Annotated in this window: 18 protein-coding genes and 2 pseudogenes; 9 read left to right on the top strand and 11 right to left on the bottom strand. The window is 69.0% G+C overall.

Features of this window, described 5'->3' with window-relative positions; all coding sequences use genetic code 11:
- Positions 1 to 10 precede the first annotated feature (10 nt).
- From AAC944_RS35550 to AAC944_RS35540, 3 genes and pseudogenes are all read right to left on the bottom strand, one after another.
- A pseudogene (locus tag AAC944_RS35550) lies at positions 11 to 1228 on the bottom strand (immunoglobulin-like domain-containing protein); the annotation flags it as partial.
- A gap of 184 nt (positions 1229 to 1412) precedes the next feature.
- Positions 1413 to 2504, bottom strand: coding sequence for a glycoside hydrolase family 78 protein (locus tag AAC944_RS35545; RefSeq protein ID WP_078888928.1), 1092 nt, complete (start codon positions 2502 to 2504; stop codon positions 1413 to 1415).
- 170 nt (positions 2505 to 2674) lie between these two features.
- Positions 2675 to 3790 (bottom strand): substrate-binding domain-containing protein, encoded by a 1116-nt coding sequence (locus tag AAC944_RS35540; RefSeq protein ID WP_030622953.1) that lies wholly within the window; start codon positions 3788 to 3790, stop codon positions 2675 to 2677.
- Positions 3791 to 4024: 234 nt separating this feature from the next.
- Between AAC944_RS35540 and AAC944_RS35535 the strand changes: the two genes are divergently transcribed.
- Positions 4025 to 6994 carry a glycoside hydrolase family 30 protein gene (locus AAC944_RS35535; protein WP_030622951.1) on the top strand — a complete coding sequence of 990 codons (2970 nt, stop codon included), beginning with the start codon at positions 4025 to 4027 and terminating at the stop codon, positions 6992 to 6994.
- A gap of 307 nt (positions 6995 to 7301) precedes the next feature.
- The gene (locus AAC944_RS35530) at positions 7302 to 8606 is read left to right on the top strand and encodes a radical SAM protein (RefSeq protein WP_030622949.1); all 1305 of its coding nucleotides are present in this window, start codon (positions 7302 to 7304) and stop codon (positions 8604 to 8606) included.
- A 46-nt stretch (positions 8607 to 8652) separates the two neighbouring features.
- On the opposite strand, the gene AAC944_RS35525 is transcribed toward AAC944_RS35530, so the two are convergent.
- The gene (locus tag AAC944_RS35525; protein ID WP_030622947.1) at positions 8653 to 9090 is read right to left on the bottom strand and encodes a nuclear transport factor 2 family protein; all 438 of its coding nucleotides are present in this window, start codon (positions 9088 to 9090) and stop codon (positions 8653 to 8655) included.
- A 111-nt stretch (positions 9091 to 9201) separates the two neighbouring features.
- On the opposite strand from AAC944_RS35525, the gene AAC944_RS35520 reads away from it, so the two are divergent.
- Together AAC944_RS35520 and AAC944_RS35515 are read left to right on the top strand one after the other, a co-directional pair.
- Positions 9202 to 9774, top strand: coding sequence for a PadR family transcriptional regulator (locus tag AAC944_RS35520; protein ID WP_030622946.1), 573 nt, complete (start codon positions 9202 to 9204; stop codon positions 9772 to 9774).
- A gap of 35 nt (positions 9775 to 9809) precedes the next feature.
- Positions 9810 to 10163 (top strand): annotated as a pseudogene (locus tag AAC944_RS35515) (SDR family oxidoreductase); the annotation flags it as partial.
- A gap of 108 nt (positions 10164 to 10271) precedes the next feature.
- Here AAC944_RS35515 and AAC944_RS35510 read toward each other — a convergent pair.
- From AAC944_RS35510 to AAC944_RS35490, 5 genes are all read right to left on the bottom strand, one after another.
- Complete coding sequence (locus tag AAC944_RS35510; protein ID WP_368396671.1) at positions 10272 to 10676, bottom strand: nuclear transport factor 2 family protein; 405 nt, start codon at positions 10674 to 10676, stop codon at positions 10272 to 10274.
- 178 nt (positions 10677 to 10854) lie between these two features.
- Complete coding sequence (locus tag AAC944_RS35505; RefSeq protein ID WP_438272844.1) at positions 10855 to 12657, bottom strand: CocE/NonD family hydrolase; 1803 nt, start codon at positions 12655 to 12657, stop codon at positions 10855 to 10857.
- Positions 12658 to 12918: 261 nt separating this feature from the next.
- Complete coding sequence (locus AAC944_RS35500; RefSeq protein ID WP_368397346.1) at positions 12919 to 14301, bottom strand: L-serine ammonia-lyase; 1383 nt, start codon at positions 14299 to 14301, stop codon at positions 12919 to 12921.
- Positions 14302 to 14649: 348 nt separating this feature from the next.
- Positions 14650 to 14973 (bottom strand): bifunctional 3-phenylpropionate/cinnamic acid dioxygenase ferredoxin subunit, encoded by a 324-nt coding sequence (locus AAC944_RS35495; RefSeq protein WP_030614001.1) that lies wholly within the window; start codon positions 14971 to 14973, stop codon positions 14650 to 14652.
- A gap of 428 nt (positions 14974 to 15401) precedes the next feature.
- Positions 15402 to 16817, bottom strand: a complete 1416-nt coding sequence (locus AAC944_RS35490; RefSeq protein ID WP_051871711.1) for an MFS transporter — start codon at positions 16815 to 16817, stop codon at positions 15402 to 15404.
- Positions 16818 to 17365: 548 nt separating this feature from the next.
- Here AAC944_RS35490 and AAC944_RS35485 point away from each other — a divergent pair.
- Positions 17366 to 18130, top strand: coding sequence for a GNAT family N-acetyltransferase (locus AAC944_RS35485; RefSeq protein WP_030613995.1), 765 nt, complete (start codon positions 17366 to 17368; stop codon positions 18128 to 18130).
- 68 nt (positions 18131 to 18198) lie between these two features.
- Here AAC944_RS35485 and AAC944_RS35480 read toward each other — a convergent pair whose 3' ends face one another.
- A complete protein-coding gene (locus tag AAC944_RS35480; RefSeq protein ID WP_030613992.1) occupies positions 18199 to 18942 on the bottom strand; it encodes a chitinase in 744 nt (247 codons plus the stop codon).
- Between the two features lie 49 nt (positions 18943 to 18991).
- Entirely contained in the window at positions 18992 to 19510 is a 519-nt protein-coding gene (locus tag AAC944_RS35475) for a lytic polysaccharide monooxygenase auxiliary activity family 9 protein (RefSeq protein ID WP_030613989.1), read from the bottom strand.
- 432 nt (positions 19511 to 19942) lie between these two features.
- Here AAC944_RS35475 and AAC944_RS35470 point away from each other — a divergent pair, with 432 nt between their 5' ends.
- The 4 genes from AAC944_RS35470 to AAC944_RS35455 all read left to right on the top strand — a co-directional run bounded on the left by AAC944_RS35470 (position 19943) and on the right by AAC944_RS35455 (position 24233).
- Positions 19943 to 20281 carry a hypothetical protein gene (locus tag AAC944_RS35470; protein ID WP_051871710.1) on the top strand — a complete coding sequence of 113 codons (339 nt, stop codon included), beginning with the start codon at positions 19943 to 19945 and terminating at the stop codon, positions 20279 to 20281.
- A gap of 69 nt (positions 20282 to 20350) precedes the next feature.
- Positions 20351 to 21346, top strand: coding sequence for a LacI family DNA-binding transcriptional regulator (locus AAC944_RS35465; RefSeq protein ID WP_030613981.1), 996 nt, complete (start codon positions 20351 to 20353; stop codon positions 21344 to 21346).
- Positions 21347 to 21513: 167 nt separating this feature from the next.
- Positions 21514 to 22833, top strand: a complete 1320-nt coding sequence (gene hisD / locus AAC944_RS35460) for a histidinol dehydrogenase (RefSeq protein ID WP_030613977.1) — start codon at positions 21514 to 21516, stop codon at positions 22831 to 22833.
- Positions 22834 to 22874: 41 nt separating this feature from the next.
- The gene (locus tag AAC944_RS35455; RefSeq protein WP_051871709.1) at positions 22875 to 24233 is read left to right on the top strand and encodes an MFS transporter; all 1359 of its coding nucleotides are present in this window, start codon (positions 22875 to 22877) and stop codon (positions 24231 to 24233) included.
- Positions 24234 to 24271 lie beyond the last annotated feature (38 nt).

The following is a 24271-nucleotide window of genomic DNA, read 5'->3' as shown; positions in this document are numbered from 1 at the left end:
TGCCGGAACGGAGGCGGTCCATTTCGGCCTGCGTGACCGGCAGGACGGTGCCGTGCCGGGGGCGGGCGGGAAGGGCGTAGTCCTCGGACACGGTCCACCTGCCGGAGCCGAGGTCCGTGGTCTCGAAAGGCACGTAGCCGCGACCCCCGAACTCGTCGATGAACAGGTACCACTTGTCCTCGGTGTTGGACTTGAAAACGGTCGGTCCCTCACCACGGGAGACCCCGGGCTTCCCTTCCGCGCCCTTACCGATGCACTCGGCTACGAATTCCCAGTCCAGGTCCAGCAGACGGGTCGCTTTCTCCGCGATGAGGAACTTGCTGCACGGGCTCGACGAGCTGCTGTCCCGCTCGTCCTTGGTGAACCGGTGGAACGAACCGCCGTCCTTGATCACCGTGGAATCGATGACCGAATACCCCGGGTCCTTCCACACCTTCGGCTCGCTGAAGGTGTGGAAGTCCCGCGTGGTGGCGTACATCATCCGGTGGTAGGAGCTGCCCACGTGATCGCGATCGGCCTCGTCGTACAACTTCGAAGCCCAGAACACCACATAGGCGCCGATACCGTCGTCGTAGTACGCCTCCGGCGCCCAGGTGTTCCCGGCGGTGTCGGGCGAGACGCGGACGTGCCGCTGATCGGACCAGTGCACCAGATCGGTGGACTCCCACACCTCGATGTACTTGCTCCCGTGGCGCTGCGCCTCGTCCCAGTTCCCGTTGCCGTGCATCTTCAGGTCCGTGGCGATCAGGTAGAACTTGTCGCCCTCAGGGGACCGGATGATGAAGGGGTCCCGTACGCCCTTGTCGCCTTCCGTCGAAAAGAGGGCCGGCTTACCGCCGTTCAGCTCTTCCCAGTGGAGCGGATCATTGCCCTTACTGGCGGCGAAGTAGACCTGCTCCCCTTGTGCGGTGCCCTCACCGGTGAAATAGCTGAACATATAGCCCTTGAGCGGCTCCTTCGCCGGCAACGGCCGTACGGTCAGGTCGAAGCGGCGCTTGGTCTGCACGTGGCCGAGCCGGACCGTCGCCGTGAGCCGTACCTCCGCCGGCTCGTCGCCGTTGGCCGGCCGGGTGACCTCGCCGGTGGGCGTCACGGTCTTCCTGTCGGTCGACTGCCAGGACACTCTCGTCCGGTGCAGCCCCTCGGTCGGCAGATGCACATTGCCGCGTACGTCGTTCGCGTCCCGGACGAGCAGGGCGTCGGCGGCATCGGCCACTTTCCGCCGGTCGGCAGCCGGCCCCTGGGCATTTTCGGACACGTCCTGAGCATGGGACGTACCGTGCAGAGACATCGAACTGAGGAGAAGCATCGCGCAGCCGAATGCCACGGCAAGACGCCCTCCGTTCTCGGTCCGGCGGTGGGGCATGGCAATTCCTCTCGTCGCGGTCGGCCGACTGCCCTCACAGCCGGTTTCAAGAAGTGCGCTTTCGGCTCACCGTCGTCGTGCCTGAGCCGACCGGTCCGATGCGCAGCACATGTCCCGTGAGATCGCTCGACGGCGTCACGTTCACCCGCCCCCGGCCTCCGGGGGCCGTCGCCTCGGTCCGGTACGCCCCGGAGTCGGCAGCGCCGATTTCCACCTCCACCACGGCCGCGCTGTTCGGTGGCACGGTCACGCGCGTCTCATGAAGGGCACCCGCCCGGCGGACGGAAACCGAAACGGGACCTCGCACCGACGGAACCGTTCCCTCGGCCTCGGTCAGGGCGCCGGTCCGCGGCCGGATGCGGAACTCCGCTGCGCCCGGCCTGCTGACCTGGACGCCGAGCACATGGCGGGCGACCGCGTTGGCGGGCGCGGAAGCCCACGCGTGGGAGAAGGTCATATGGGGTTTCAGAGCGGGGTCCCACGCCTCGGTCACGATGGTGCTGGCGACGTACTGCCGGGACGGATCGGGCGAGGTGGCCGCCACGTAGAGGACGGCGGCGGCGATCTTCTTCTTGCCCGGGACGTACTCCTTGCGCAGAAGCGCCCAGGTGTCGTCGTCGGGCAGGGTGGCGCCGTCCGTCATGGTCTTCCCGGCAGGCGCCCAGATGAGCCGCGCCGCCCACTCGTCCTCGACCGATGTCGCGAGCAGCGCGGGCTGCGGCCAGGCGGACCGCTGGCCACCCCAACTGCGCACCCGCCACCAGTAGGCGGTCCGGGCCCTCAGCGGCGGACCGCCGTACGGCACGGCGGTGGAATCGGCGGCCGTCACCTTTCCCGAGTCCCACAGCACGTGGCCGTCGTCGAAGCCGTCCGGAGTGGTGGCGAGCTGCAGCCGGTAGGCGCGTTGTACGGTCCCGGCGCCGAGGTCCGGTACCTGCCAGCTGAAGCGCAGGTCATCCCCCGCGCTCACGCCGAGCCCCTGCGGCAGCAGATCGGCCAGCATGCCGGTGGGCGCGGACGGCTTACCACCTGCGGCATGGGTGACGCCCGCAGCCTGCGCGGGCCGGGACAGAACGGCCGAGGCGGCTGCGGCACCGCCCGGCTGAAGCAGTCGCCGTCGCGGCAGGTCTCGGGACATGAGGCACTCGCAACCGTGAAAGGTTTCAGTGGAGTTCTCGGGAGATTAGGTTCCGGCGATCGACCGGTCAAGATGTCGACCAGAATTTGGCGCGAGGAGAGAGCCTGGAGGGCAAGGGAGAGCATGGGAGGGCTAGCGACGGCCTGAAAGGTTTCACTCAAGGGTCGCGACTAAGGCGCGCACGCCGCCGGCCGGGTGCCGCAGGACTCCCGTACCACCACGTTCGGCCAGAGCTCGACCCGGTGCACCGGCCACTCCGTACCGACATCCGCGATCTTGGCCAACGCGAGTTGGGCGGCAAGCTTGCCGAGACGGTGCTTCTGCGGCCGCAACGCCGTCAGCGGAGGGTCGGACGCCGCTCCGATCTCGTCGTCGTAGGTCACTACGGCCAGGTCCCGCGGTACGTCGATACCGAGCTCCCGGCCCCGCTCGATCAGCCCGATGGCCTCACGGTCGGAATGCACCAGCAGCGCCCGTACGCCGAGCTCGCGGCAGCTCTCCAGGATGCCGGTGTACGTCTCGCCCCAGCCCGCGGCGCCGTAAGAAGGCACCTCAAGATCGAGACCCGCGTGAGAGGGCAGCCCCAGTACCTCCACCGCCTCCCGCCAGCCTGCCCGCAGCGCTGTGCTCGTCGGGCTCTGCCGGGTGGTGATCAACCCGATGCGGCCGTGCCCCAGCGCGACCAGGTGGCGTACGGCCAGGCCGGCGCCGAGGGCGTGGGCGGTCGTGGCGGCGTCCAGTGCGAGCGTGGCGAGTTCTTGAGGAGGCCGGCGCTCGACGAGGACGACCGGCAGGGCGAGCGACCCCAGCCGGCGCAACAGTTCCATGGCCGCGTCGCCGGTGGTCGTGGGCGCCACGAGCAGCGCCTGCACTCCGCGCTCCAGGAGTGCGTTGACCTGCCGCCTGTCCTCGGCCGGGTCGTCCCATCGCGAGGTCCGCATGACGAGCCGGCCGTCGGCGGCGGCCACGGCTGCGTGAGCGCCCTGGATGACCGGGGGCCAGTAGTACTCGACCGAGGGCACCACCATGCCCACCAGGGCGCCCGTCGCCATCGGCCCGTAGGCGCCGGGTACTTCCTCCCGCGCCTGCTGTGGCTGCGCCCGGTTCGGCAGGGCGATGCCGCCGTGCACCCGCTGCACCAGACCACGGTCGGCCAGCAGCGTCACGTCCCGGCGGACCGTCACCGCTGTGACACCCAGCTGCTCCACCAGATCCGCGAGCCGGACCATGCCGTGCTTCCGGACCGCGGCGAGGATGCGTTCGTGGCGCTGCGCTGCCAGCGGCATCGTTCGGGCCCTCCTCAACGCCTTGCCTCCCACGAGGCCCGGCAGTCACCTTCACATTATCGTTCCCGATCGAAAGGAGAGGTCTCGTCACACCTCGACAGGTTTCGTAGTTGATCGCTTCTGATCGATTCCTGCGGCGTCGATTCCCCTCCGGATCGCTCCCCTGATCCAATCCACTGAAGCAGTGAAGCAGTGAAGCGTGTCAGCACCCCGCTGAGGAGGAGTCGGAGCCGGATGGGTACGCAGCGAAGACTCGGACGGATGTCGCTCGCCGCGGCAGTCACCACGGCGCTGGCGGCCGGAGTGATCACCGCGCCCGCCGCCCACCCCGCGGACGATCCCGTGGAGATCGTGGTCAACGGCGACGACATACGCGCGGACAACGTGCACGGCTTGACCTACAAGGGCCTCGGCCTGCTCAGCTGCAACAGCACGAGCAACCTGCTGATGGACTACAAGGCGCAGCACCCGGACCGGTACTGGCAGCTCGTCAAGGTCCTGTTCGGCGGGAAGAACCCCCTGATCAACCACGTCAAGGTCGAGATGGGTTCAGACACGAACACCTCGACCGGCGCCGACCCGGCGACCATGCGCACGCCGGACGAACTCGCCGACGCGTCCCGTTCCCCGGGCTTTCAACTGGCCGCGGACGCCAAGACGGTGAACCCGGAACTCAAGGTCTCGATTCTCCGCTGGGTCATGCCCGAATGGGTCCAGAAGGAATGGGACAAGGGCACCGGCACCGACGAGATGTACCGGTGGTACAAGGAGACGATCCTCGACGCCTACGAGAAGTACGGGTACCTGGTCGACTACGTCGACCCGGACACGAACGAGACGCGGAATCCGGACGAGTCCTTCATCAAGTGGTACAAGAACGCGGTGCTGTCCGACACGGACTTCGCCGATCCGCGCTACAACATTCCACCGCACAAGCGGAAGCAGGTCGAGAAGGCGTACCACAGCATCAAAATCATCGCGTCCGACGAGAACAACACCCACCACATCGGACCGTCGGTGCTCAGCGACGAGGAACTCTTCGGCATCGTCGACGCGGTCGGCTACCACTACACCACCGAAGACCGGCGTGAGGGTGCCGAAGACAGCGACACGCACCTGCCCTACACCAAGCTGGCGACCGGTGCGAACAAGTACGAGCAGGACAAGGAGGTCTGGTACAGCGAAGGAACCGCCTCGTTCGGCTACACCGAATACCGCGTCAACAACACCGAAGGCCCGGAGGGAACCAGTACCGGCATCGGCGGCGTCCAGAGCGCGCTGGACCTCGCGAACCGCCTCGTCAAGGGCTACGCGAACTCGAAGAGGACGCACTACGTCTTCCAGCCGGCGGTCGGGTCCTTCTACGAAGGCGCGCAATACAGCCACAAGGAACTCGTCAGCGCCCGCGACCCGTGGTCGGGATACCTCCACTACGACGCGGCCATTCATGTCATGCAGCACTTCACCCAGTTCGCGAAGACCGGCTGGGAGAACGGCACGAACACCGCCGGGATCTGGCGCACCGTGCCGGAAGCCGGCTACAGCGGGGTGAGCGGTACCGTCGACATCGACGGCTCGAACGGGGCGCCCAGCTACATGACGCTCGCGGATCCGCGTAAGAAGGACTTCTCGACGGTCGTCGTCAACGACAGCGACCGGTCCAGGACCTACCGGATCAGAACCGAGAACATGCGGCTCGGGAACCCGGCCATGGAGATCTGGGAAACGCGTGGCACGGACGCGGGGAAGCCCTACGACGCCAACTTCAAGCACCTCGTCGACGAGATCCGCCCCGGCAGAGACGGCTACTACACCTACACGGTCAAGCCGAGATCGATCGTGACCCTGACGACGCTCGACAAGAGCCACGACAAGGCGGTGAAGCAGCGTCTGCCGAAGTCCGGCGAGCGCACGGTGCTCGACACCGACGGGACCGGGAAGACGCACCACACCCGCGACGATTTCCTCTACGCCGACGACTTCGGATACGAGGAGGAAGGCAAGGTCCGGGTCGGGACCGGCAACGGCACACGTCAGGTATCCCAGTCCTATCTGGCATCGCGTGGCGCTCAGCCCCGCTACATGGTCGACCGGACGGGCGCCTGGGAAGTCGGGAAGAACGCGAGCGGCGACAATGTGCTGTACCAGTACATGGACCAGTCCATGAAGGACACCGGCGCCTGGAACCGGAACACCCCGAACACGACGGTCGGCGACTTCCGCTGGCAGAACTACAAGGCCACGGTCGACGTCTCGTTCCCGGACCCGGCCGGCGGACTCGCGACCCTGGGCGTCCGCCAGCAGAAGGGCATGGCGACCAGCGACGCCGCCTACAGCGTCCGCATCGCCCCGAACGGCTCATGGACGTTTTCCGAGTACGGCAAGGCGATCAGAACAGGGCAGGTCGCAGCGTCCGATTCCTACCGCCTCGCCATCGAGGCGAAAGGCGCGACGATCACGGCCTACATCGACGGAAAACCCGTCCACACCTACCAGGACCCGACTCCGGAAACCGAAGGCCGCGTCACACTCGGGACCGACTTCCACAGAACCGCGTTCGACAACCTCAAGGTGGAGAAGGTCGACGGTTACACACCGTACTCCAGCGTCCAGTTCGACGACATGGACAGCTCGCTCACCTACGACGGAGCGTGGAGCAGGAAGAACGCATTCGGCGACGCGATGGACTGGTACCGCTCCACGTCGACGAGCAACGACGCCGGTGCGTCGGTCACCGTCCCGTTCACCGGCACCGGCATCGACGTCATCGGCGGCAACGACGGCAGCGCCGTCCTCGACATCCACGTCGACGGAAAGCTGCTCGCCAAGGACGCGAAAACCACCGCCACCGACAAGCGGCTCGCGACGTGTACGCTCCGCGGCCTGCCCGACGGCCCCCACACCGCGAAGTTCGTCCTCAAGTCCGGGAAACTCGTCCTCGACGCCTTCCACGCCACCTCCGCCGAGGTGTCCGGCACCGTGGACAGGACACCGATCCGCAGCCTTCTGAAGAAGATCGGCAACCCGTCGCGGGCCGACTACACGGCCGGCTCATGGGCCCTCTTCGCTCCCGCACTCTCCGCGGCGAAGGCCGCCGCAGCCGGACAGAGAGGCCTCGACACCATCGGCGTCGAGCACATCACCGCCAGGCTCAGCACGGCCTACGACCAGCTGGTCCCCAAGGGTGTCACCGCGAAGCCGTAGCGTCCCGACGGCGGCCGCCGGCACAAGGCGTGACCGGTCGCGCACGACACGCGACGGCCCGGGGAATCGGTAGCCGGCCCGGGCGGCGGCCACCGTGGCGTGACGGGGAGGCAGGTGTGCGGGTGGTTCGGGCGCGGGAGTACCGTCGGGTATGCCCCCCGGGCCGCGAAGTGAGGAGTTTGTTCACATCATGCCGTCATCCCCGACGCCGTTGCCGATGCCGTCCCCCGTGCCGTCTCGGCGGAGCCCGTCCCCACAGCAGGACCTGCAGGGACACCCGAACCGGACCGCACTGGTCGAGGACCTGATGCAGCGCTTCCCGCACATCCCGCGGGAAGCGGTGATCAAGGAGGATCTGCTCCGGGGCGGGATGGCCTTCGACGACTCGGCGCTCAGCGAGACCACCGACGAGGCGACCGGCGAGGTCAAGCCGAAGTCGTACTTCATCTTCTCCTTCGACCACCGGACCCTGCCCGAGCTGGGCGAGGCCGCGCTCCGGCGGCCGCCGGAGGAGGTCGTGCTCACCGGTGGCCCGTACGACCTGCGCCGCACCGTGGTCTCGGTACGGGTGAACCCGGACTCGCCCTACCGGGTCCAGGCGGGCGAGGACGGCGCCCTCGGGCTCTACCTGGACGGGAAGCGGATCGCGGACGTCGGCCTGCCGCCGATGCCGGACTACTACCGGCACACGCTGGCCAACGGCAAGTCCGTGATGGAGGTGGCGCCCACCATCCAGTGGGGCTACCTGATCTACCTGACGGTCTTCCGGGTCTGCCAGTACTTCGGCGCCAAGGAGGAGTGCCAGTACTGCGACATCAATCACAACTGGCGTCAGCACAAGGCCGCCGGGCGCCCGTACACGGGGGTGAAGCCCGTGGAGGAGGTGCTGGAGGCGCTCCAGATCATCTCCGACCACGACACCCTCGGCGCCTCCAGCGCCTACACCCTCACCGGTGGTTCGATCACCTCGAAGGTGCAGGGCATGGACGAGGCGGACTTCTACGGGATGTACGCCAAGGCCATCGAGGAGCGGTTCCCCGGCCGCTGGACCGGCAAGGTCGTCGCGCAGGCGCTGCCCAAGGACGACGTGAAGCGCTTCCACGACTACGGCATCCGCATCTACCACCCGAACTTCGAGGTGTGGGACAAGCGCCTCTTCGAGCTGTACTGCCCCGGCAAGGAACGGTACGTCGGCCGCGAGGAGTGGCACCGCCGCATCCTGGACTCGGCGGACGTCTTCGGGCCGCGCAACGTGATCCCGAACTTCGTCGCCGGCGTCGAGATGGCGGCACCGTACGGCTTCGACTCGGTGGACCAGGCGATCGCCTCCACTACCGAGGGCCTGGACTTCTTCATGTCCAACGGCATCACCCCGCGGTTCACCACCTGGTGCCCGGAGCCGACGACGCCCCTGGGCCGGAGCAACCCGCAGGGCGCGCCGCTGGAGTACCACATCCGGCTGCTGGACGCCTACCGCTCGGCGATGCAGCGGCACGGGCTGTCCTCGCCCCCCGGCTACGGACCGGCGGGCGCGGGCCGGGCGGTCTTCTCGGTCAGCTCCTTCATGGACACACTGCCCCCGGAGGAAGGCGCGCCGGTCTCCGGCGAATGATCTTCCGGTGATGGTCCGGACGGGCAGGCGCCAGGCAGGGCCGCTCCTACTGGTCGGCCGATGCCGGTACCAGTCCGTCCGCGACCAGGCCCGCGAGTACGGCTTCGCCGAGGGCGTGCACGGCGGACCGGGGCCGGACCATCACCGTGAACTCCTTGATGCGACCGTCCTCGGCGAAGTGCAGCAGGTCGATGCCGTGGATCTCCTTGCCGCCCGCCTTGGCGCGGAACAGCAGCACCTCCGACGGGGCGGTCGTGCCGTCGCTGCTGGTCTGCGCGGCGCCGGTGTACTCGCCGATGTAGCGGAATTCCTCGAACGTGCGCAGCAGAACGCCGAAGAGGCCCAGCACCATCGGCTTGCCGTCGAACGGTGTGAACTTCACCGGACTGTAGAACCTGACGTCGTCGGTGAACAGGTCGTCGAGAGCCGCAAGGTCGCGGTTGTCGACAGCGGCCCGGAAGCGGTCTGCGGTGGACGTGCTCATGCCCCACCCCTCCAGTCAGTAGCCAGTCATGGATATGACTATTCATTTTCATGACTACCATGGGTGGTGCACTCGGCAACAGAGGCACCGAGGCACGAAGGAGGCGGTCCGATGGCGCTGCGGCATGCCGTGCTGGCGGCACTGCTCGACGGCGAGCTCAGCGGTTACCAGCTGGCCAAGGCGTTCGACCTGGGCGTGGCGAACTTCTGGCACGCCCAGCCGCAGCAGCTGTACGCCGAACTGAACCGGCTGGAGAAGGACGGATCCATCGCGGGCCGCGAGGTCGTACAGGAATCCCGCCCCAACAAGCGCCTGTTCCACGTCACCGACGACGGTCTCGCGGAGCTGGAGCGCTTCGCCGCTGCCTCGGCGAAGCCGGCCTTCATCCGTGACGACCTGCTCGTCAAGGTCCAGGCGGCCGACCACGTCGACACCCAGACCCTGATCGCGCAGCTCACCGAGCGAGCCGCCTTCGCCCAGGCCAAGGCCGACCTGTTCGAGAAGATGCTGCGCACCATGCGGGGCGATGACCGCACGGAGGAGGAGTTCCTGCGCCACGGCGAGCGCATCGGCCCGTACCTGACCTGCTCCCGCGGCCTGGCCTTCGAACGGGGCAACCGCGACTGGTGCGCGCACACGATCGAGATCCTCCGACGGAGACAACAGGCCGACGCCCGGCACTGACCCGGCACTGATGCGGCACTGACCCGGCGGCCTGATTCGCCGCCGGGACGCGGGGCAAGCTTCTGGGCCAGGTCACGCTGGCTCGGCGGGCCGTGCGTCATCTCCGGGACGGCGGTTCCATCACCCTGACCGGAGGCACCTTCTCCGCTCCGCTGCCCGGCGGGTCGCTGGGAGCGCTCGTCAACGCTGGTCTGGAGGGATTCGTACGCAACGCGGCTGCTGAGCTCCCACGGGGGCTGCGTATCAACGTCATCAGTCCTGGGTGGATCAGGGAAACGCTGGAAAGCATGGGCGCGGACTCGGCGGACGGTACTCCCGTCTCCGAGGTGGCCCATGCGTACGTGGAGGCCGTGGAAGGCACCGCACAGGGGCAGACCATCCGCCCATGACCGCCGGACAGGACGGATCCGCCGACGGCGGACCGTCGTGTCGCGGAAGACCGCCTCGCCCACGGCCGCGTCCTGAACACGGCGGCCTGGCCGCGAAGCTACCCCTGTCTAGTCGGCCGGTGCCGGCGCTGCGCAGGCATCCACGATCGCCGCGGTGTCCCAGTAGAACGGGCGGACCTCGGTGATCCGCCCGTCCTTGATCCTGATCGTCTGCAGGATGGGGAAGGCGAGCTCCCGGCCGCTGGACCGGGCGCGCGCACGGACCTGCGTGAGAACCACCGAAGTCCCGCCGGTGGCGAGGAACTCCTGCGCCACCATCTCGAACGATTCCCACGCCGCACTCATCGCGAGGAAGAACCGCTCCATGCCCCCGTGCCCGTGCCAGGTCCCGCCGTAGGGCAGAGCGTCGGCCTGATGCAGCACGACGTCCGGCGCGAAGAACGGAGCAAGCAGGTCGAAGGAAGCCTCGCCGGGGCCGCCGGCCGCCAAGTACGCCGTCTCAGCCGCGTACATGCCGGTGAGGACGGTGACTGCATCGGTTGAGGAAGTAGTTGAGGAAATAGTTGAGGAAGTAGCTGGCATGCCGCCAGTGTGATCGCCGGTGACGCGTCACACTGGCGGCTATCGGACAGCGGCCTGGGACAGGGCAGCATCCTGCAGTGGCCCGCCGTCCGCCACCGCTTCCGGAGGGTCAGCGGCGGCTCCCGGAGGGCACTGTGAACTTCGCGGGGCCCGGCGGCAGTTCGACCGTGTACTGCCGCAGGTAGGTGTCCAGGTACGGTGAGCGGTCGCCGGCGGTGGGGATGTCGTCGGCCGGGTCGTCCAGGGCCAGTTCGAGTCGCGCGCCCTTGACCTTGATCGTCTCGCCGGAGGGCGTGTCGCGCCAGGAGCCGGTCTGGATGGAGCCGATCTCCACGGCCAGGACGTGCCCGGCCGCCAGGGTCCAGTCGGTCGCCTTCAGGTCGACGGACAGCCGGCCCGAGTCCAGGAGGGAGACCTGCTCGTCGAACATGACGGCGGTACCGTCCGGGGCGACGTCGTAGAGCTTGAGCATGACGTTGCCCTCGCCCCGGGCGGTCAGGGAGACTTCCGGGGTGCCGGTGACGCGCACGGCGTGTTCGAGCGGCCTGGACCACACGAAGAAGCTGGACGTGACCTCACCGGCCTTCTGACGCTCGGCCTGCTCCCTGGCCAGGCCCTTCGGGGCGGTCCTGTCGGTACGGGGCGCGTTCTCCATGTCCCACTCGCCGGACGGCGGTGCGAGGTGCTGCGGCACCGGCGCACCGGAGGCGGCCAGGGCCGCGTTCGCGGAGGCGCCGCCGTCGTCCACGTACGAGCCGCCGCCGAGCGGGAGTGTGACGTTCCGCTCCACGACCGGCCAGGTCTTCTGGGCGCGCCAGGCGCCGGTGGAGTCCTCGACGGAGTAGGCCGGGTAGCGGACCTTCGGCCTGGCGCCCTTCAGGTACTGGTCGTAGAAGGAGAGGGTTTCGTCGTACCAGCCCTCACGGCCCATGGACAGGCGCCCGTCGGGGGCGCGGTCGCCGCCGCGTACGTGCTCCCACTGGCCGACCCAGCCGCGCTCAGGCCCCTTGTGGTTGTCGAGGTATTCCTGCATCTCCTCGGGCTTGGTGTTGTTCTCGATGAAGCCCTGGGTGACGAACAGCGGGGTGTCGGTGCCCTCGGCCATCTTCGCCAGGTCACGGGAGGTCCAGTGCTCGTCCCACTGGTCGGCTATTCGGTACCCGGCCGAGTTCTCGGTCAGGCACTCGGGGTGGGCCTTCTCGTACTGGGAGTTGGCCAGGTAGCGCGCGTCGTCATCGGCCATCTGGCGGATCGTGGCGATGGAGTTGTAGGCGTTGGCGGTGCCGGTGACGTTCGGCCGCGGCACGCCGTTGGAGTAGATGTACTGGTACATGTCCCACACGGGCTCCTGCGCGACGACGGCCTTGAGCGCGCGCTGGTCCAGGTTGTTCCCGATGAGACCGGTCACGGCGTCGTAGGACTTGCCGTACATGCCCACCGCGCCGGTGGACCACGGCTGCTTCGCCGCCCAGTCGATCGCGGCCTTGACGTCGGCCTGCTCGCCGGGGCCTGCCCAGTCGAGGCAGCCGGTGGAGCCGCCGAAGCCGCGCAGGTCCACCATGACGAATGCGTAGCCGCGGTCGAAGAGGTCGGTGCCCTCGATGAAGTCCTGGAAGCGGGACGAGGGGCCGGTGTGCGTCCAGTCCTCGACATCGGTCTGTCCGGAGTGCCCGAAGTACGGGCCGACGGACAGGATGACGGGAACCTTCTGGCCCTTGCGCAGCCCCTCGGGCAGCAGGGCGTCGGCGTGCAGCTCGGTGCCGGAGTGGTCCGCCGACGGGAAGTAGTGCTGCGTCCAGACCGAGCCCTCCGGGACCCGGTCGTTCTCCTCGTGCGTGACGGGATCGGTGGCCGTGGCGACCGCCGCCGTCCGGGCCTGCGCTGTGGCCGGGGCGGTGAGAAGGCCGGTCATGGTGAGGGTGGTGACGAGTACCGAAGCGGCCCAGGTGGCCGCGTGACGTCTTTTCACATGCTCCTCCCGGAGTGGGCGGTACGGGATGGTGCAGGTGGTGCCGATCGGGCAGCGTGACGTGGCCGAGTGACCTGGCCGAGTGACCTGGCCGACGACGAGGGATCTTATGACCATCGTCAGGATTCGTCAGCAGAATCGGTCAGCTCGAACCGGCCCACCGGTCGGCTCCGATCAGCACACCGGTCAGCTCGGACCGGCCCTTCAGCATTCGATGACGTTGACGGCGAGTCCGCCCCGCGCCGTCTCCTTGTACTTGACCTTCATGTCGGCGCCGGTGTCCTTCATGGTCTTGATGACCTTGTCGAGGGAGACGTGGTGGCGGCCGTCGCCGCGCAGGGCCATGCGGGCGGCGGTGACGGCCTTGACCGAGGCCATGCCGTTGCGCTCGATGCACGGGATCTGCACCAGGCCGCCGACCGGGTCGCAGGTCAGGCCCAGGTTGTGTTCCATACCGATCTCCGCGGCGTTCTCCACCTGCTCGGGGGAGCCGCCCAGTACCTCCGCCAGGCCGCCGGCCGCCATCGAGCAGGCCGAGCCCACCTCGCCCTGGCAGCCGACCTCGGCGCCGGAGATGGAGGCGTTCTCCTTGAAGAGCATGCCGATGGCGCCCGCGGCCAGCAGGAAGCGGATCACGCCCTCCTCGTCCGCGCCGGGCACGAAGTTCCTGTAGTAGTGCAGGACGGCGGGGATGATGCCGGCCGCGCCGTTGGTGGGCGCGGTCACCACCCGGCCGCCGGCGGCGTTCTCCTCGTTCACCGCCATCGCGTACAGCGTGATCCACTCCATGGCGCGGGCCTGCGGGTCGCCTTCGGCGCGCAGTGCGCGGGCGGCGTTGGCGGCCCGGCGGCGGACCTTCAGCCCGCCGGGCAGGATGCCCTCGCGGCTGGTGCCGCGGGCCACGCAGGCCTGCATGACCTGCCAGATCTCCAGCAGTCCGGCGCGGATCTCTTCCTCGGTGCGCCAGGCTTTCTCGTTCTCCAGCATCAGCGCGGAGATGGACAGGCCGGTGTCGTGGGAGAGCCGCAGCAGTTCGTCGCCGGTGCGGAAGGGGTACTTCAGCACGGTGTCGTCGAGCTTGATGCGGTCGGCGCCGACCGCGTCCTCGTCCACGACGAAGCCGCCGCCGACGGAGTAGTAGGTCTTCTCCAGCAGCGGCGCGCCGTGCTCGTCGTAGGCGAACAGCGTCATGCCGTTGGCGTGGTACGGCAGCGAGCGGCGGCGGTGCAGGATCAGCTCGGTGGACTCGTCGAAGCCGATCTCGTGCGCATCGCCTATCTCGGCGTCCAGCAGCCGCAGCCGCTTGGTGCTGCGGATGCGCTCGACGTCCAGATCGGCCCGGACCACATCGACCGTGTGCGGCTCATTGCCCTCCAGGCCGAGCAGCACGGCCTTGGGGGTGCCGTGGCCGTGGCCGGTGGCGCCGAGCGAGCCGAACAGCTCGGCCCGCACCGATGTCGTCTGCGCGAGGAGGCCGTCCTGTTTCAGGCGGCCGACGAACATCCGTGCCGCGCGCATCGGGCCGACCGTGTGCGAGGACGACGGGCCGATGCCGATGGAGAACAGGTCGAAGACGCTGATTGCCACGCCATGCTCCGTGAGATTGAAGGGGCGTGCCGCCGTGTCACGGGCACGCTCCCGCGGGCGGGGGTGTCGGTTGCGGGCCGGGGTGACGGTCCGGGCCGCGGGGGCGAACCACACCGCCCGCTCCCCCAGCAGCCACTGGACCGCGAGGTCCTCGTACTCGTCCGCGTCGCCGAGCGCGACCACGTCGGCTTCGAGGGCGCCCTGGAGGAATGCCTGGGACAACGGCGGGCGGTCGTAAGGGAGATGGCGTTTTCCCCACGGCGTGGAGGTCGCCGCCACAGCCTGCTCCGCGCAGGGCGCGGAGCGGGCTCAGGCCGGCCGGCGAGGCCCCGGCCACGGTGATGCTCCTCATGCCGGCTCCGCGACCTCGACGTGGAGCAGCACGTGGCCGTCGGCCACGGAGACCTGGTGGGTGCGGACCGGCGCCTTCGCGGGCGGACAGGTCGGGAAGCCGGTCCGCAGGTCGAAGGAGGCCGTGTGCAGCGGGCATTCGACGAAGCAGCCCTCCAGCCAGCCGTCGGCCAGTGAGGCGTCCTGGTGCGTGCACGTGTCGTCGACGGCGTAGAACTCGCCCTCCTCGGTGTGGAACACCGCGATGGGAGCGGGCACGCCGTCGGTGACGCGCACGGACTCGCCGCGTGGCAGGTCTTCGATCCGGCACACCGTGATCATGGGGAACCTCCGGGGTGAGTGCGCCCGACAGGGATGAGGTCGTCGTCCGGGAGGGACTCCCGTTGGACCGTCGCGACCGTGTGGAAGCGAGAAGGGAGTACGCATCGCATCGCGCAACCGAACTCGCTATACGCAACATCGTTTCTCTCCTCGAGAGGTCTTGTCAAGCGAAATCCCCGTCCTCGACTCCTCGGCGCGCGACGGGATTTCACCCTCCGGTCCGGCCTTGACACAGAGCCGCGCTCACGTTTCCCTGTTGCGCATTAAGAGATGGGTAGCTCAATACGCAACATGGCACCAGGTCCCCACACAGTGGAGCGCCATCGATGACCTGCAAAGTTCTGATCGAGGACCTCGAAACGCAGCTGACCGGCCTCCGAAGAGGCCGGTCAGCTGCGCATCTCCGCCGTGCGGCGGCCAGGACGCCGTCAGGAACGGTCGGCACTGCCTCCCGTCACGTCGGCACGGCGCTCCCCGCCGGACCGCGCGGTCTGCTGGGGCTGCACACCGGGGAGGGCACTGGTCTCCGCCAGGGTGCGGCCTCGCGTCTCCTCGGCCCAGAGCACGGAGACCAGCCAGCCCACCAGGGTGATGCCGGCGCCGATCAGCATGGTCGGGCCGATACCCAGCCGGCTGAGGGAGATCGGCAGCAGATAGGTGCCGGCGGCGGCGCCCAGGCGGCTGATCGAGGTGGCCACACCGCCGGCGGTGGCCCGGATGCCGGTCGGGAAGAGCTCGTTGGGGTACGTCCACTCCAGCACCGTGGGCCCGCCGGAGAACAGGGCGTAGGCACAGAAACAGACGATGACCAGCGCGAACGGCACGGAGGAACCGCCGCCGAGCACTGCCAGCGGAACCGCCATCAGAGCGAACGACCAGATGATGACGGGACGGCGGCCGATGCGGTCCACCATGCGCAGCGCGGGGATACAGCCCAGGACGAACACGATGCTGATCAAGGCCGAGCCCAGGTTACCGGCGTTGCCCTCGCTCAGGCCGAAGGAGCCCAGGATGGTGGGGCCGAAGGTGAGCAGGGCGAACATCGGCGTGATCTGACACATGTAGAACAGTCCGCAGAACAGCGTCCGCCGCAGGTAGGTGCCCTGGAACAGGTCGCGGAACCGCTGCTGGACCACGGACTGCTCGGCCGCTGAGGCCGCGAGCAGTTCATCGACCGGAACGGTGTGGCCCAGCGCGCGTTTGATCGCTTTCTGGGCGTCGTCGGTACGGCCCTTGTTCACCAGCCACAGTGGCGATTCGGGCGTGCCGACGCGCAACAGCAGGATCAGGGCGCTGAGTACGGCACCGGAGGCGAGCATCCAGCGCCAGGTGCCGGCGCCGCCGAGCTCGGCCATGACGTAACCGACCACGTAGGCGGCCGCCGCGCCGACGTACCAGGCGAGGATGAGGACGCCGAGCAGCCGGCCGCGGTGTTTGTTCGGCACCCATTCGGCCAGCAAGGACGTGGCGATCGGATAGTCGGCGCCGATGGCGATGCCGAGGATGAAGCGCAGGATGACGAACTGCCAGGTCTCGGTGGCGAACACCGACAGTACGGATCCGCCGACCAGCACCGCCAGGTCGATGGTGTACATCGCCTCGCGGCCGAGTTTGTCGGTGACGGCACCGAAGCACAGGCCGCCGATGAAGATACCGACCAGGGCGGCCGCGCCGATGAGGCTCTCGTCAGCCGTGGTCAGGTGCAGCTCGTTACTCATGCCGATCAGCGCGACGCCGATGATGCTGAGCAGGTAGCCGTCCAGGAAAGGCCCGCCGGCGCAGGCCCAGGTGAGTTTTCGGTGGAACCGGTTCAGTGGCGCCTCGTCGATGGCACGGATCGACATGTGACCTCCCGGGCTGGGGGACTGTGGGCCGCGCGGCACGCACTCCGGGACAGCACCAGGCGGTGGATGCGTCCCCAGCACTGCTGAGGGGCATCCACCGTTCGCGGCACGGCATGGCACAGCGCCGTGCCGCGGTGACACGGGCTGACGAGCTGACCGAAGGCCGTCCTGGTGGCGCCGTCACGGGACGGGCTCACGCCTAAGCGTTCTGTTGCGCTCTGAGAACTCCGTTTCTGCCTACGCAACGGAACACTGAGACTTCGCCGTCGTCAAGACCGACCGCGGAAGCTCGTGCAACTCTCCCGTCGCCCCCTTGACAGCCCTTCCCGGCCATCCCATCCTGTTGCGCATTACGATGGAGGTTGCCTCATATGAAACAAGGAGGTGCGCGACGTCGTCGCCTTGAAGAAAGGTGCTCCCGTGTGAGGCCAGGACCGTCTGCCCCGCACGGGAGAATGGTGCCGACGGACCGGAGCAACATGAGGGGATCGATCGGCATGGAGCCAGCGAAGACACCGTTCCGCGGCAGTGGCGATCTGTTGGCCAGGATGGAGCGGAACCTGGCCGAGCACGCGTGTCACCTGCACCGGCCCATGCAGGGCGCGAGCGTCCTGGAGACCGACGATCTCCTGGTCGCCGACAGCGGCCTCGCCGACGACACGTTCAACATCGTCGCGGCGGCCCGGTTCACACCGGGCACCGCCCGGACTCGGATCGCCGAGACGGTACGCACGCTGGCCGCCACCGGCCGCCCCTTCTCCTGGTGGGTGGGGCCGGCCTCCGCACCGGCGGAGCTGTCCGCCCGCCTGGTGGCTGCCGGCCTGCCGGCCTCGGAACAAGAGACGGCCATGTGGGCCGAACTGCCGGACACCCTTCCCCCACCGCACGCGGACGGGCTGGAGATCCGCCCGGTGTCCACACCGCAGGAACTCTCCGACTACGCCACCGTGCTCGCGGCCAACTGGGATCCGCCCGCCGAAACCGTACGCCGCTTCTTCCGCCAGGCCGCTCCGCAGGCTCTCGCCCCCGACTGCCCGGCCCGCTACCTGGTCGGCTACGTCGCGGGCAGCGCGGTCTGCTCGGCCGAGGTCTTCCTCCACGCACAGGTCGCCGGGGTCTACAACATTTCCACCCTGACCACCCACCGCCGACGCGGCTACGGCGGTGCCATGACCCTCGCCGCCCTGCACACCGCCCGTCGCCGGAACCACCGCATCGCGGTCCTGCAGGCGTCAGCGGACGGCGAACCCGTCTACCACCGCCTGGGCTTCCGCTCCTGCGGCCGGTTCACCGAACACGCCGTCAATTCGTGACCGTGCGCACGCACAACCGCCCGCCGGCCACCTCCCCGGGCGGCCGGCGGGACGGGCGTAGTGCGGGATCAGCAGCTGAGGTTGCCGCCTGGTTCGACACCCAGGGCCTGGGTGAAGCGCCGGTAGTTGTCGATCCGGCTCTGGACCTGCCCCGGGTTCCCGCCGTTGCACTCCAGGCTGCCGTTGATGGCGCGGATGGTCTCGCCGAATCCGGCGCCGTTGACGATGGCGTCGTGCGGCGTCATGGTGCCGGGCCCCTTCTGGGTGTTCCAGTACCACAGGCCGGTCTTCCAGGCGACGGCCGCGTCGTTCTGCACCAGGTCGGGGTTGTTGAGCAGGTCGATGCCGAGGGCGTCGCCCGCCGTCTTGTAGTTGAAGTTCCAGCTGAGCTGGATGGGACCGCGGCCGTAGTACTTGTCGTTGCCGGCCGGGCAGCCGTAGGGCTGCGTGGTGTCGCAGTAGTGCGGGTAATTGGCCTCGTTCTGCTCGACGATGTGGACCAGCCCGCCGGTCTCGTGACTGACGTTGGCGAGGAAGGCGGCGGCCTCCTGCTTCTTCACCGTGTCGCTGCCGGTGTTGCTGAAGCCGGGGTACGCGCTGAGCGCGGCGGTGAGGCCGCTGTACGTGTAGAAGGGGTTCCGGTTCGGGAACATCTGGTTGAACTGGGCCTCGCTGACCACGAATTCCGCGGCAGCGACGGCCTTGTCGGTCTTGTCGGCCTTCTGGGCGGAGGCCGTCGGGGCGAGTGTCAGGGTGCAGAGAGCGGCGGCCGCGCTGGTGGCGGTCAGCAGTCCGAGTATGCGGCGATGCACGGTGTGACTCCTGCGGGGGTGAGGTGGGGGTGGCGGCGCACAGCGCCTGTCAGCCGCCGACGTTGACGTCGATGCAGGCGTAGAAGGCGTTGTCGGTGTCGGCCACGTTCCAGACGGCCAGCACCTTCTGCTTGCCGCTGAGGCCGCCGAAGTCGACCTGGTGGTTCACGACCTCGCCCGGCTTGGCGCCGCCGTCGTCGAACAGGGCGATCCGCCGGCCGCCGACGTAGTACTCCCAGGTGCTGGTCGAGTGGCGCGCGGTGAGCTTCCACGAGAACGTCGTGTTCTTCGGCACAGGCGTGACGGTCCAGCCCTTGCTGTCGTCGTCCAGCTCGGCGAACCGGCTGTTGCCGCCGCTGCAGCTGGTCAGGCCCTTGGGGCCCTCGACGCTCTGCGGCTCGTACGTGATGTCCCCGCAGGACACCGTGCCCGCGGCACACTGCGCCTGACGGCTGGGCGGGTCGGAGATGTAGCCGTGGGCACTCGCCGATCCGGCGGGGAGGCTCACGGCGAGGACGGGGGCGAGGGCGGCACCGATGAAGGCAGCCGTCTTCCTGGTGGCGTGCATGCGGAACTCCTTCACATCAGGCCTTCCCGGACACGCACGGCCGTGTGGGGAGACCGCATGCGACGGGCCGGCCTCTCGTTGGGTGGGGCCAAGAGGCGCGAAGGTAACGCGCTCTCACCGTCCACGCAGGTCAGGAGCGCTCCCAGGAACGGGAGCAACTCCCCTTTCGGAACGGCGAGTTCTTTGGACTAGACCATACAAGCGTCGGTCATGAGCGTGTCAAGGGTGTGACACGGCGGCGCCCGCGAGGCGGCGCGCCCCGGACGATAAGCGGCCCCTTATGAATGCCATGGCCATACGAATCAATGAACTCTGGCCGCGGGTTGCGGCGCCTGCCGATACTGAGGACGCAGCACCTCGGCTGTCATGCACACCCTCAGCCGGCATGCGCACTCTCAGCTGTCATGCCCACTCAAAGAAACGGGGAGAATCGTGAGCACGCGTAAGCGCCTCCACAGTCTGCTGGTCGCCGGTTTCCTGACCGGCGCGACCACACTCGTCACGGCCGCTGCCGCCGCCCCCGCCCAGGCGGCACCGCGCTTCGACTGCATGACCGAGACGCAGCTCAACGGCACCCGCGGCGCGGGCCGGTGCACCAACACCGGTACCGCGCCGGGCGATTTCCGCGTCCACGTCGTATGCGGCCTGGCCGTGGACCAGTACTCGAGCTGGGTGACCCTCGTGCCCGGCGAGCGGGCGCAGACCCAGGCCGACTGCCCGAGCAACCTCCCCGGGCAGGGGGTCGGACGGGTCACCGTCGAGTTCAGGTGACCACTGGCCCGAGCGCCTCCGGAGTGGTCGGTATCCTTGCTCCGACACCACCCGGAGGTGAAGGGACCCATGGCACGGCGACCGACCGTCACGAGCGTGCAGATCGCCCGTGAGGCGGGTGTGGCCCAGTCGACCGTGTCCCGCGTCCTCAACGGCGGGAGCGTGGCCCCCGAGACCCGGCGGCGGGTGCTCGAAGTGGTGGCCAAGTACGACTTCCAGCCCAGCCAGGCGGCGCGCAGCCTGGTGGGCGCCCGCTCGGGGCTCATCGGAGTGGTCATCCGGGATCTGACGAACCCGTTCTACCCGGTGATGGTCAAGGCGATGGAGCGGGTACTGCACGGGCAGGGCCTGCGCCTGTCGCTGGTGACGGACGTGATGACCGCCGAGGAGGGCCTGGCGCTGCTGCGGCGCGAGGGCGTGGACGGCGTGGTGTTCACCTCGGCCGTGCGGGACGACCCGCTGGCGCACCGCATCCGGGGACACGGGATTCCCCTCGTACTGTGCCACCGCACCCTCGAAGGTTTCCAGGCCGACCAGGTGGAGGCCGACAACGTCACGGCCGGCCGGCTGGCGGCCCAGCACCTGCTGGACCTGGGACACCGCCGCATCGCGATGGTGTGCGGCCTGTCGGGGGCGAGTACGGCGGAGCAACGCGGCCACGGCTTCCGGGAACGGGTGCGGGCCGGCGAGGACGTGACCCTGACCGAGACGGACGGGGCGTACGACTACGACACCGCCTACGACGCGGTGCGTGCACTGCTCTCCCGCGCCGAACCGCCCACCGCACTGTTCTGCCAGAACGACGTCATGGCGTACGCGGCGCTCAACGCTGCGGCGGCGGCGGGCGTGGCGGTGCCGCGCGAGCTGAGCGTGGTGGGCTGTGACGACGTGCCGCTGTCGGCGTGGGAACGCATCGACCTGACGACGGTGCGCCAGCCGCTGGAGCGCATCGCGCAGGTCGGCGTGGAACTGCTGCTGGAACGGCTGGCCGACCCGGACGCGGCGCCCCGCCACGAGATCCTGCCGGTGGAGTTCGTCGGGCGTTCCACCACCGCCCGGGCCTGATTCCCGAGGCCCGCAGCCCGCCTCCCCGGCCCGAAGAGCCGGAAACGGCCCTGGTCCGAAGAGCCGGACACCCACCCCTTGACCGCTCAGCGGTCCGTCTCGCATTCTTTGGATACGCATCCATTGGATACGTATCCAACGCGAGCAAGCGAGCAAAGGAGCTGGGCGTGTCCCGCACCATCAAGGCCGCCACCACCCCGTCCACCGCGCCCTCGGGTGACGACACCGTCGGGCGGACCGTCCGCGAGCTGATCGCCGACGTCCGGCGGCGCGGCGACGCAGCAGTGCGCGAGCTGTCGGCGCGCTTCGACCGCTGGGAGCCGGAGTCCTTCCGGCTCGGCGACGCGCAGATCGCCGAGCTCATCGGCACGCTCGACCCGCAGGTCATCGAGGACATCAAGACCGTCCAGGCCAACGTCCGCGGCTTCGCCGAGGCGCAGCGGGAGTCGATGTCGGAGATCGAGGTCGAGACCTCCCCCGGCGTGTTCCTCGGCCACCGGCACGTGCCGGTCCAGTCCGTCGGCGCGTACATCCCCGGCGGCCGGTACCCCCTCACCGCCTCCGCGCACATGACGATCGTGACCGCCAAGGCCGCCGGCGTGCCCCGCGTCGTCGCCTGCACCCCGCCGATCCGCGGCGAGATCCCCGCCGCCACCGTCGCCGCGATGCACCTGGCCGGCGCGGACGAGATCTACATCCTCGGCGGTGTCCAGGCGATCGCCGCGATGAGCGTCGGGACCGAGACGGTGGCGCCCGTCGACATGCTGGCGGGGCCGGGCAACGCCTACGTGGCGGAGGCCAAGCGCCAGCTGTTCGGTGAGGTCGGCATCGACCTGTTCGCCGGTCCCACGGAGATCCTGGTCGTGGCCGACGACTCCGCCGACCCGTTCGTCGTCGCCGTCGACCTGCTCTCGCAGGCCGAGCACGGTCCCGACTCCCCCGCCGTACTGGTGACCACCAGCGAGCGCGTGGCCACCGAGACGGCGCGGCACATCGAGGAGATCCTGCCCGGCATGCCGACCGGCGACATCGCCGGCCCGGCCTGGCGGGACCACGGCCAGATCATCCTGGCCGACGACCTCGACGAGGCGTACCGGGTCGCCGACGGCTTCGCCTACGAGCACGTGCAGATCCTCACCGAGAACCCGCGCGAGGCGCTGGACAAGATGCACGCCTACGGAGCGCTGTTCCTCGGCGAGGGCACCTGCGTCTCCTACGGTGACAAGGTGATCGGCACCAACCACGTGCTGCCGACGCGCGGCGCCGCCCGTTACACCGGCGGGCTGTGGGTGGGCATGTACCTGCGCACCGTCACCTACCAGGAGGTGCGCGACCCGCAGGCGTCGGCCGACCTCGGGGTGCTGTGCGGACGGGCGGCCCGCGTCGAGCTGTTCGAAGGCCATGCCCGCTCCGGCGATGTCCGGGCCGCCAAGTACGCCGGTGTCCCGCTGGACTGGACCGGCCACTTCCAGGCCGTCCGCGCCTGACGCCGCCGCCTCGCCCCACTCCCCCGATCAACGGAGATCCCATGGCCACCGCCGCCCACCTGACGCCGGAGCAGGTCCGCCGTCGCTCACTGCAGTCCGGCACCATCGGCGCGATCGTCGAGTGGTACGAGTACACGGTCTACGGAGTCACCGCCGCGCTCGTGTTCGGGCAGCTGTTCTTCCCGAACCTGCCGCCCGGCATCGGGCAGATCGTCTCGCTCGCCTCGTTCGGCGTGGGCTTCCTGGCCCGCCCGGCCGGCGCGTTCGTCGCCGGGCATCTCGGGGACCGGATCGGACGCAAGTCCACACTGATCCTGACGTTCTCGATCATGACGGTGGCGACCACGGCGATCGGTGTCATGCCGACCTATCAGCACATCGGCGTGACGGCACCGCTGCTGCTGTGCGCGCTGCGGCTGGCACAGGGCTTCGCGGTCGGCGGCGAGTGGGGCGGGGCGGCCGTCGTCGCCGTGGAGAACGCACCACGGGCCCGGCGCGGGTACTTCGGTTCCTGGCCGCAGATCGGGGTGTCGGCGGGCCTCCTCCTGGGCACGGCCGCGGTGTCCTTCGCGTCGTGGATCTCCGGCGACGCGTTCGAGGAGTGGGGCTGGCGGGTGCCGTTCCTGCTCAGCTTCCTGCTCGCGTCCGTCGGGTTCTTCATCCGGCTGCGTGCCTCCGAGAGTCCGGCCTTCCTCGCCGAGAAGGCCAAGAGGGAAGCCGAGCTGGAACGCCGTAAGGCACCCGCGGCGATCCTGTTCCGCGACCACCGCAAGCCCCTGCTGATCACCATCTTCGGCCGGTTCGCCGAGGCCGGGAACTACTACCTGTTCACCACCTTCATCCTGTCCTACGTCACCACCACGCTCGGCGCGCCGAAGAGTTACGGCCTGACGGCGTCGATGGTCGGCGCGGCGGTGAACATCGCGATGATCCCGGTGTTCGGAGCGCTGTCCGACCGCATCGGACGGGTACGGACCTTCCTCGCCGGCGGTGCGCTGATCGTGGTCACCACCTGGCCGGTCTTCGCGCTGGTGCACACCGGTCAGCTGTGGGCGATCGTGGCCGGGGTGGTGCTGTTCCTGGCCCTCGGGCACGCCATGGTCTACGCCCCGCTGCCCGCCCTGTACTGCGAGATGTTCCCCACCGCCGTGCGGTTCTCGGGCATCTCGATCGGGTACCAGATGGCGTCGGTCCTGCTTGCCGGCTTCACTCCGGCGCTGGCCGGCGCGATGGTCCTGTGGGCCGACGGCAGCCTGTGGATGGTGATCGCCTTCGCGATCGTGACCACGCTGATCGCGATGGCGGCGATCGCCTTCGCCCCCGACCGCCGCGACCGCGAACTCGACGAGATCGGCACCGCGCACGAGCGGAGTGCCGACACACTGGTCCGTGCCGGCTGATGCGCAGCGTACGACGAGGCCCGTAAGCTGCCGGACTT

The organism is Streptomyces sclerotialus (assembly GCF_040907265.1).
Taxonomy (GTDB): domain Bacteria; phylum Actinomycetota; class Actinomycetes; order Streptomycetales; family Streptomycetaceae; genus Streptomyces; species Streptomyces sclerotialus.
Note: the sequence above shows the minus strand (reverse complement) of the source record. Positions and strands in the feature narration are given on the sequence as shown.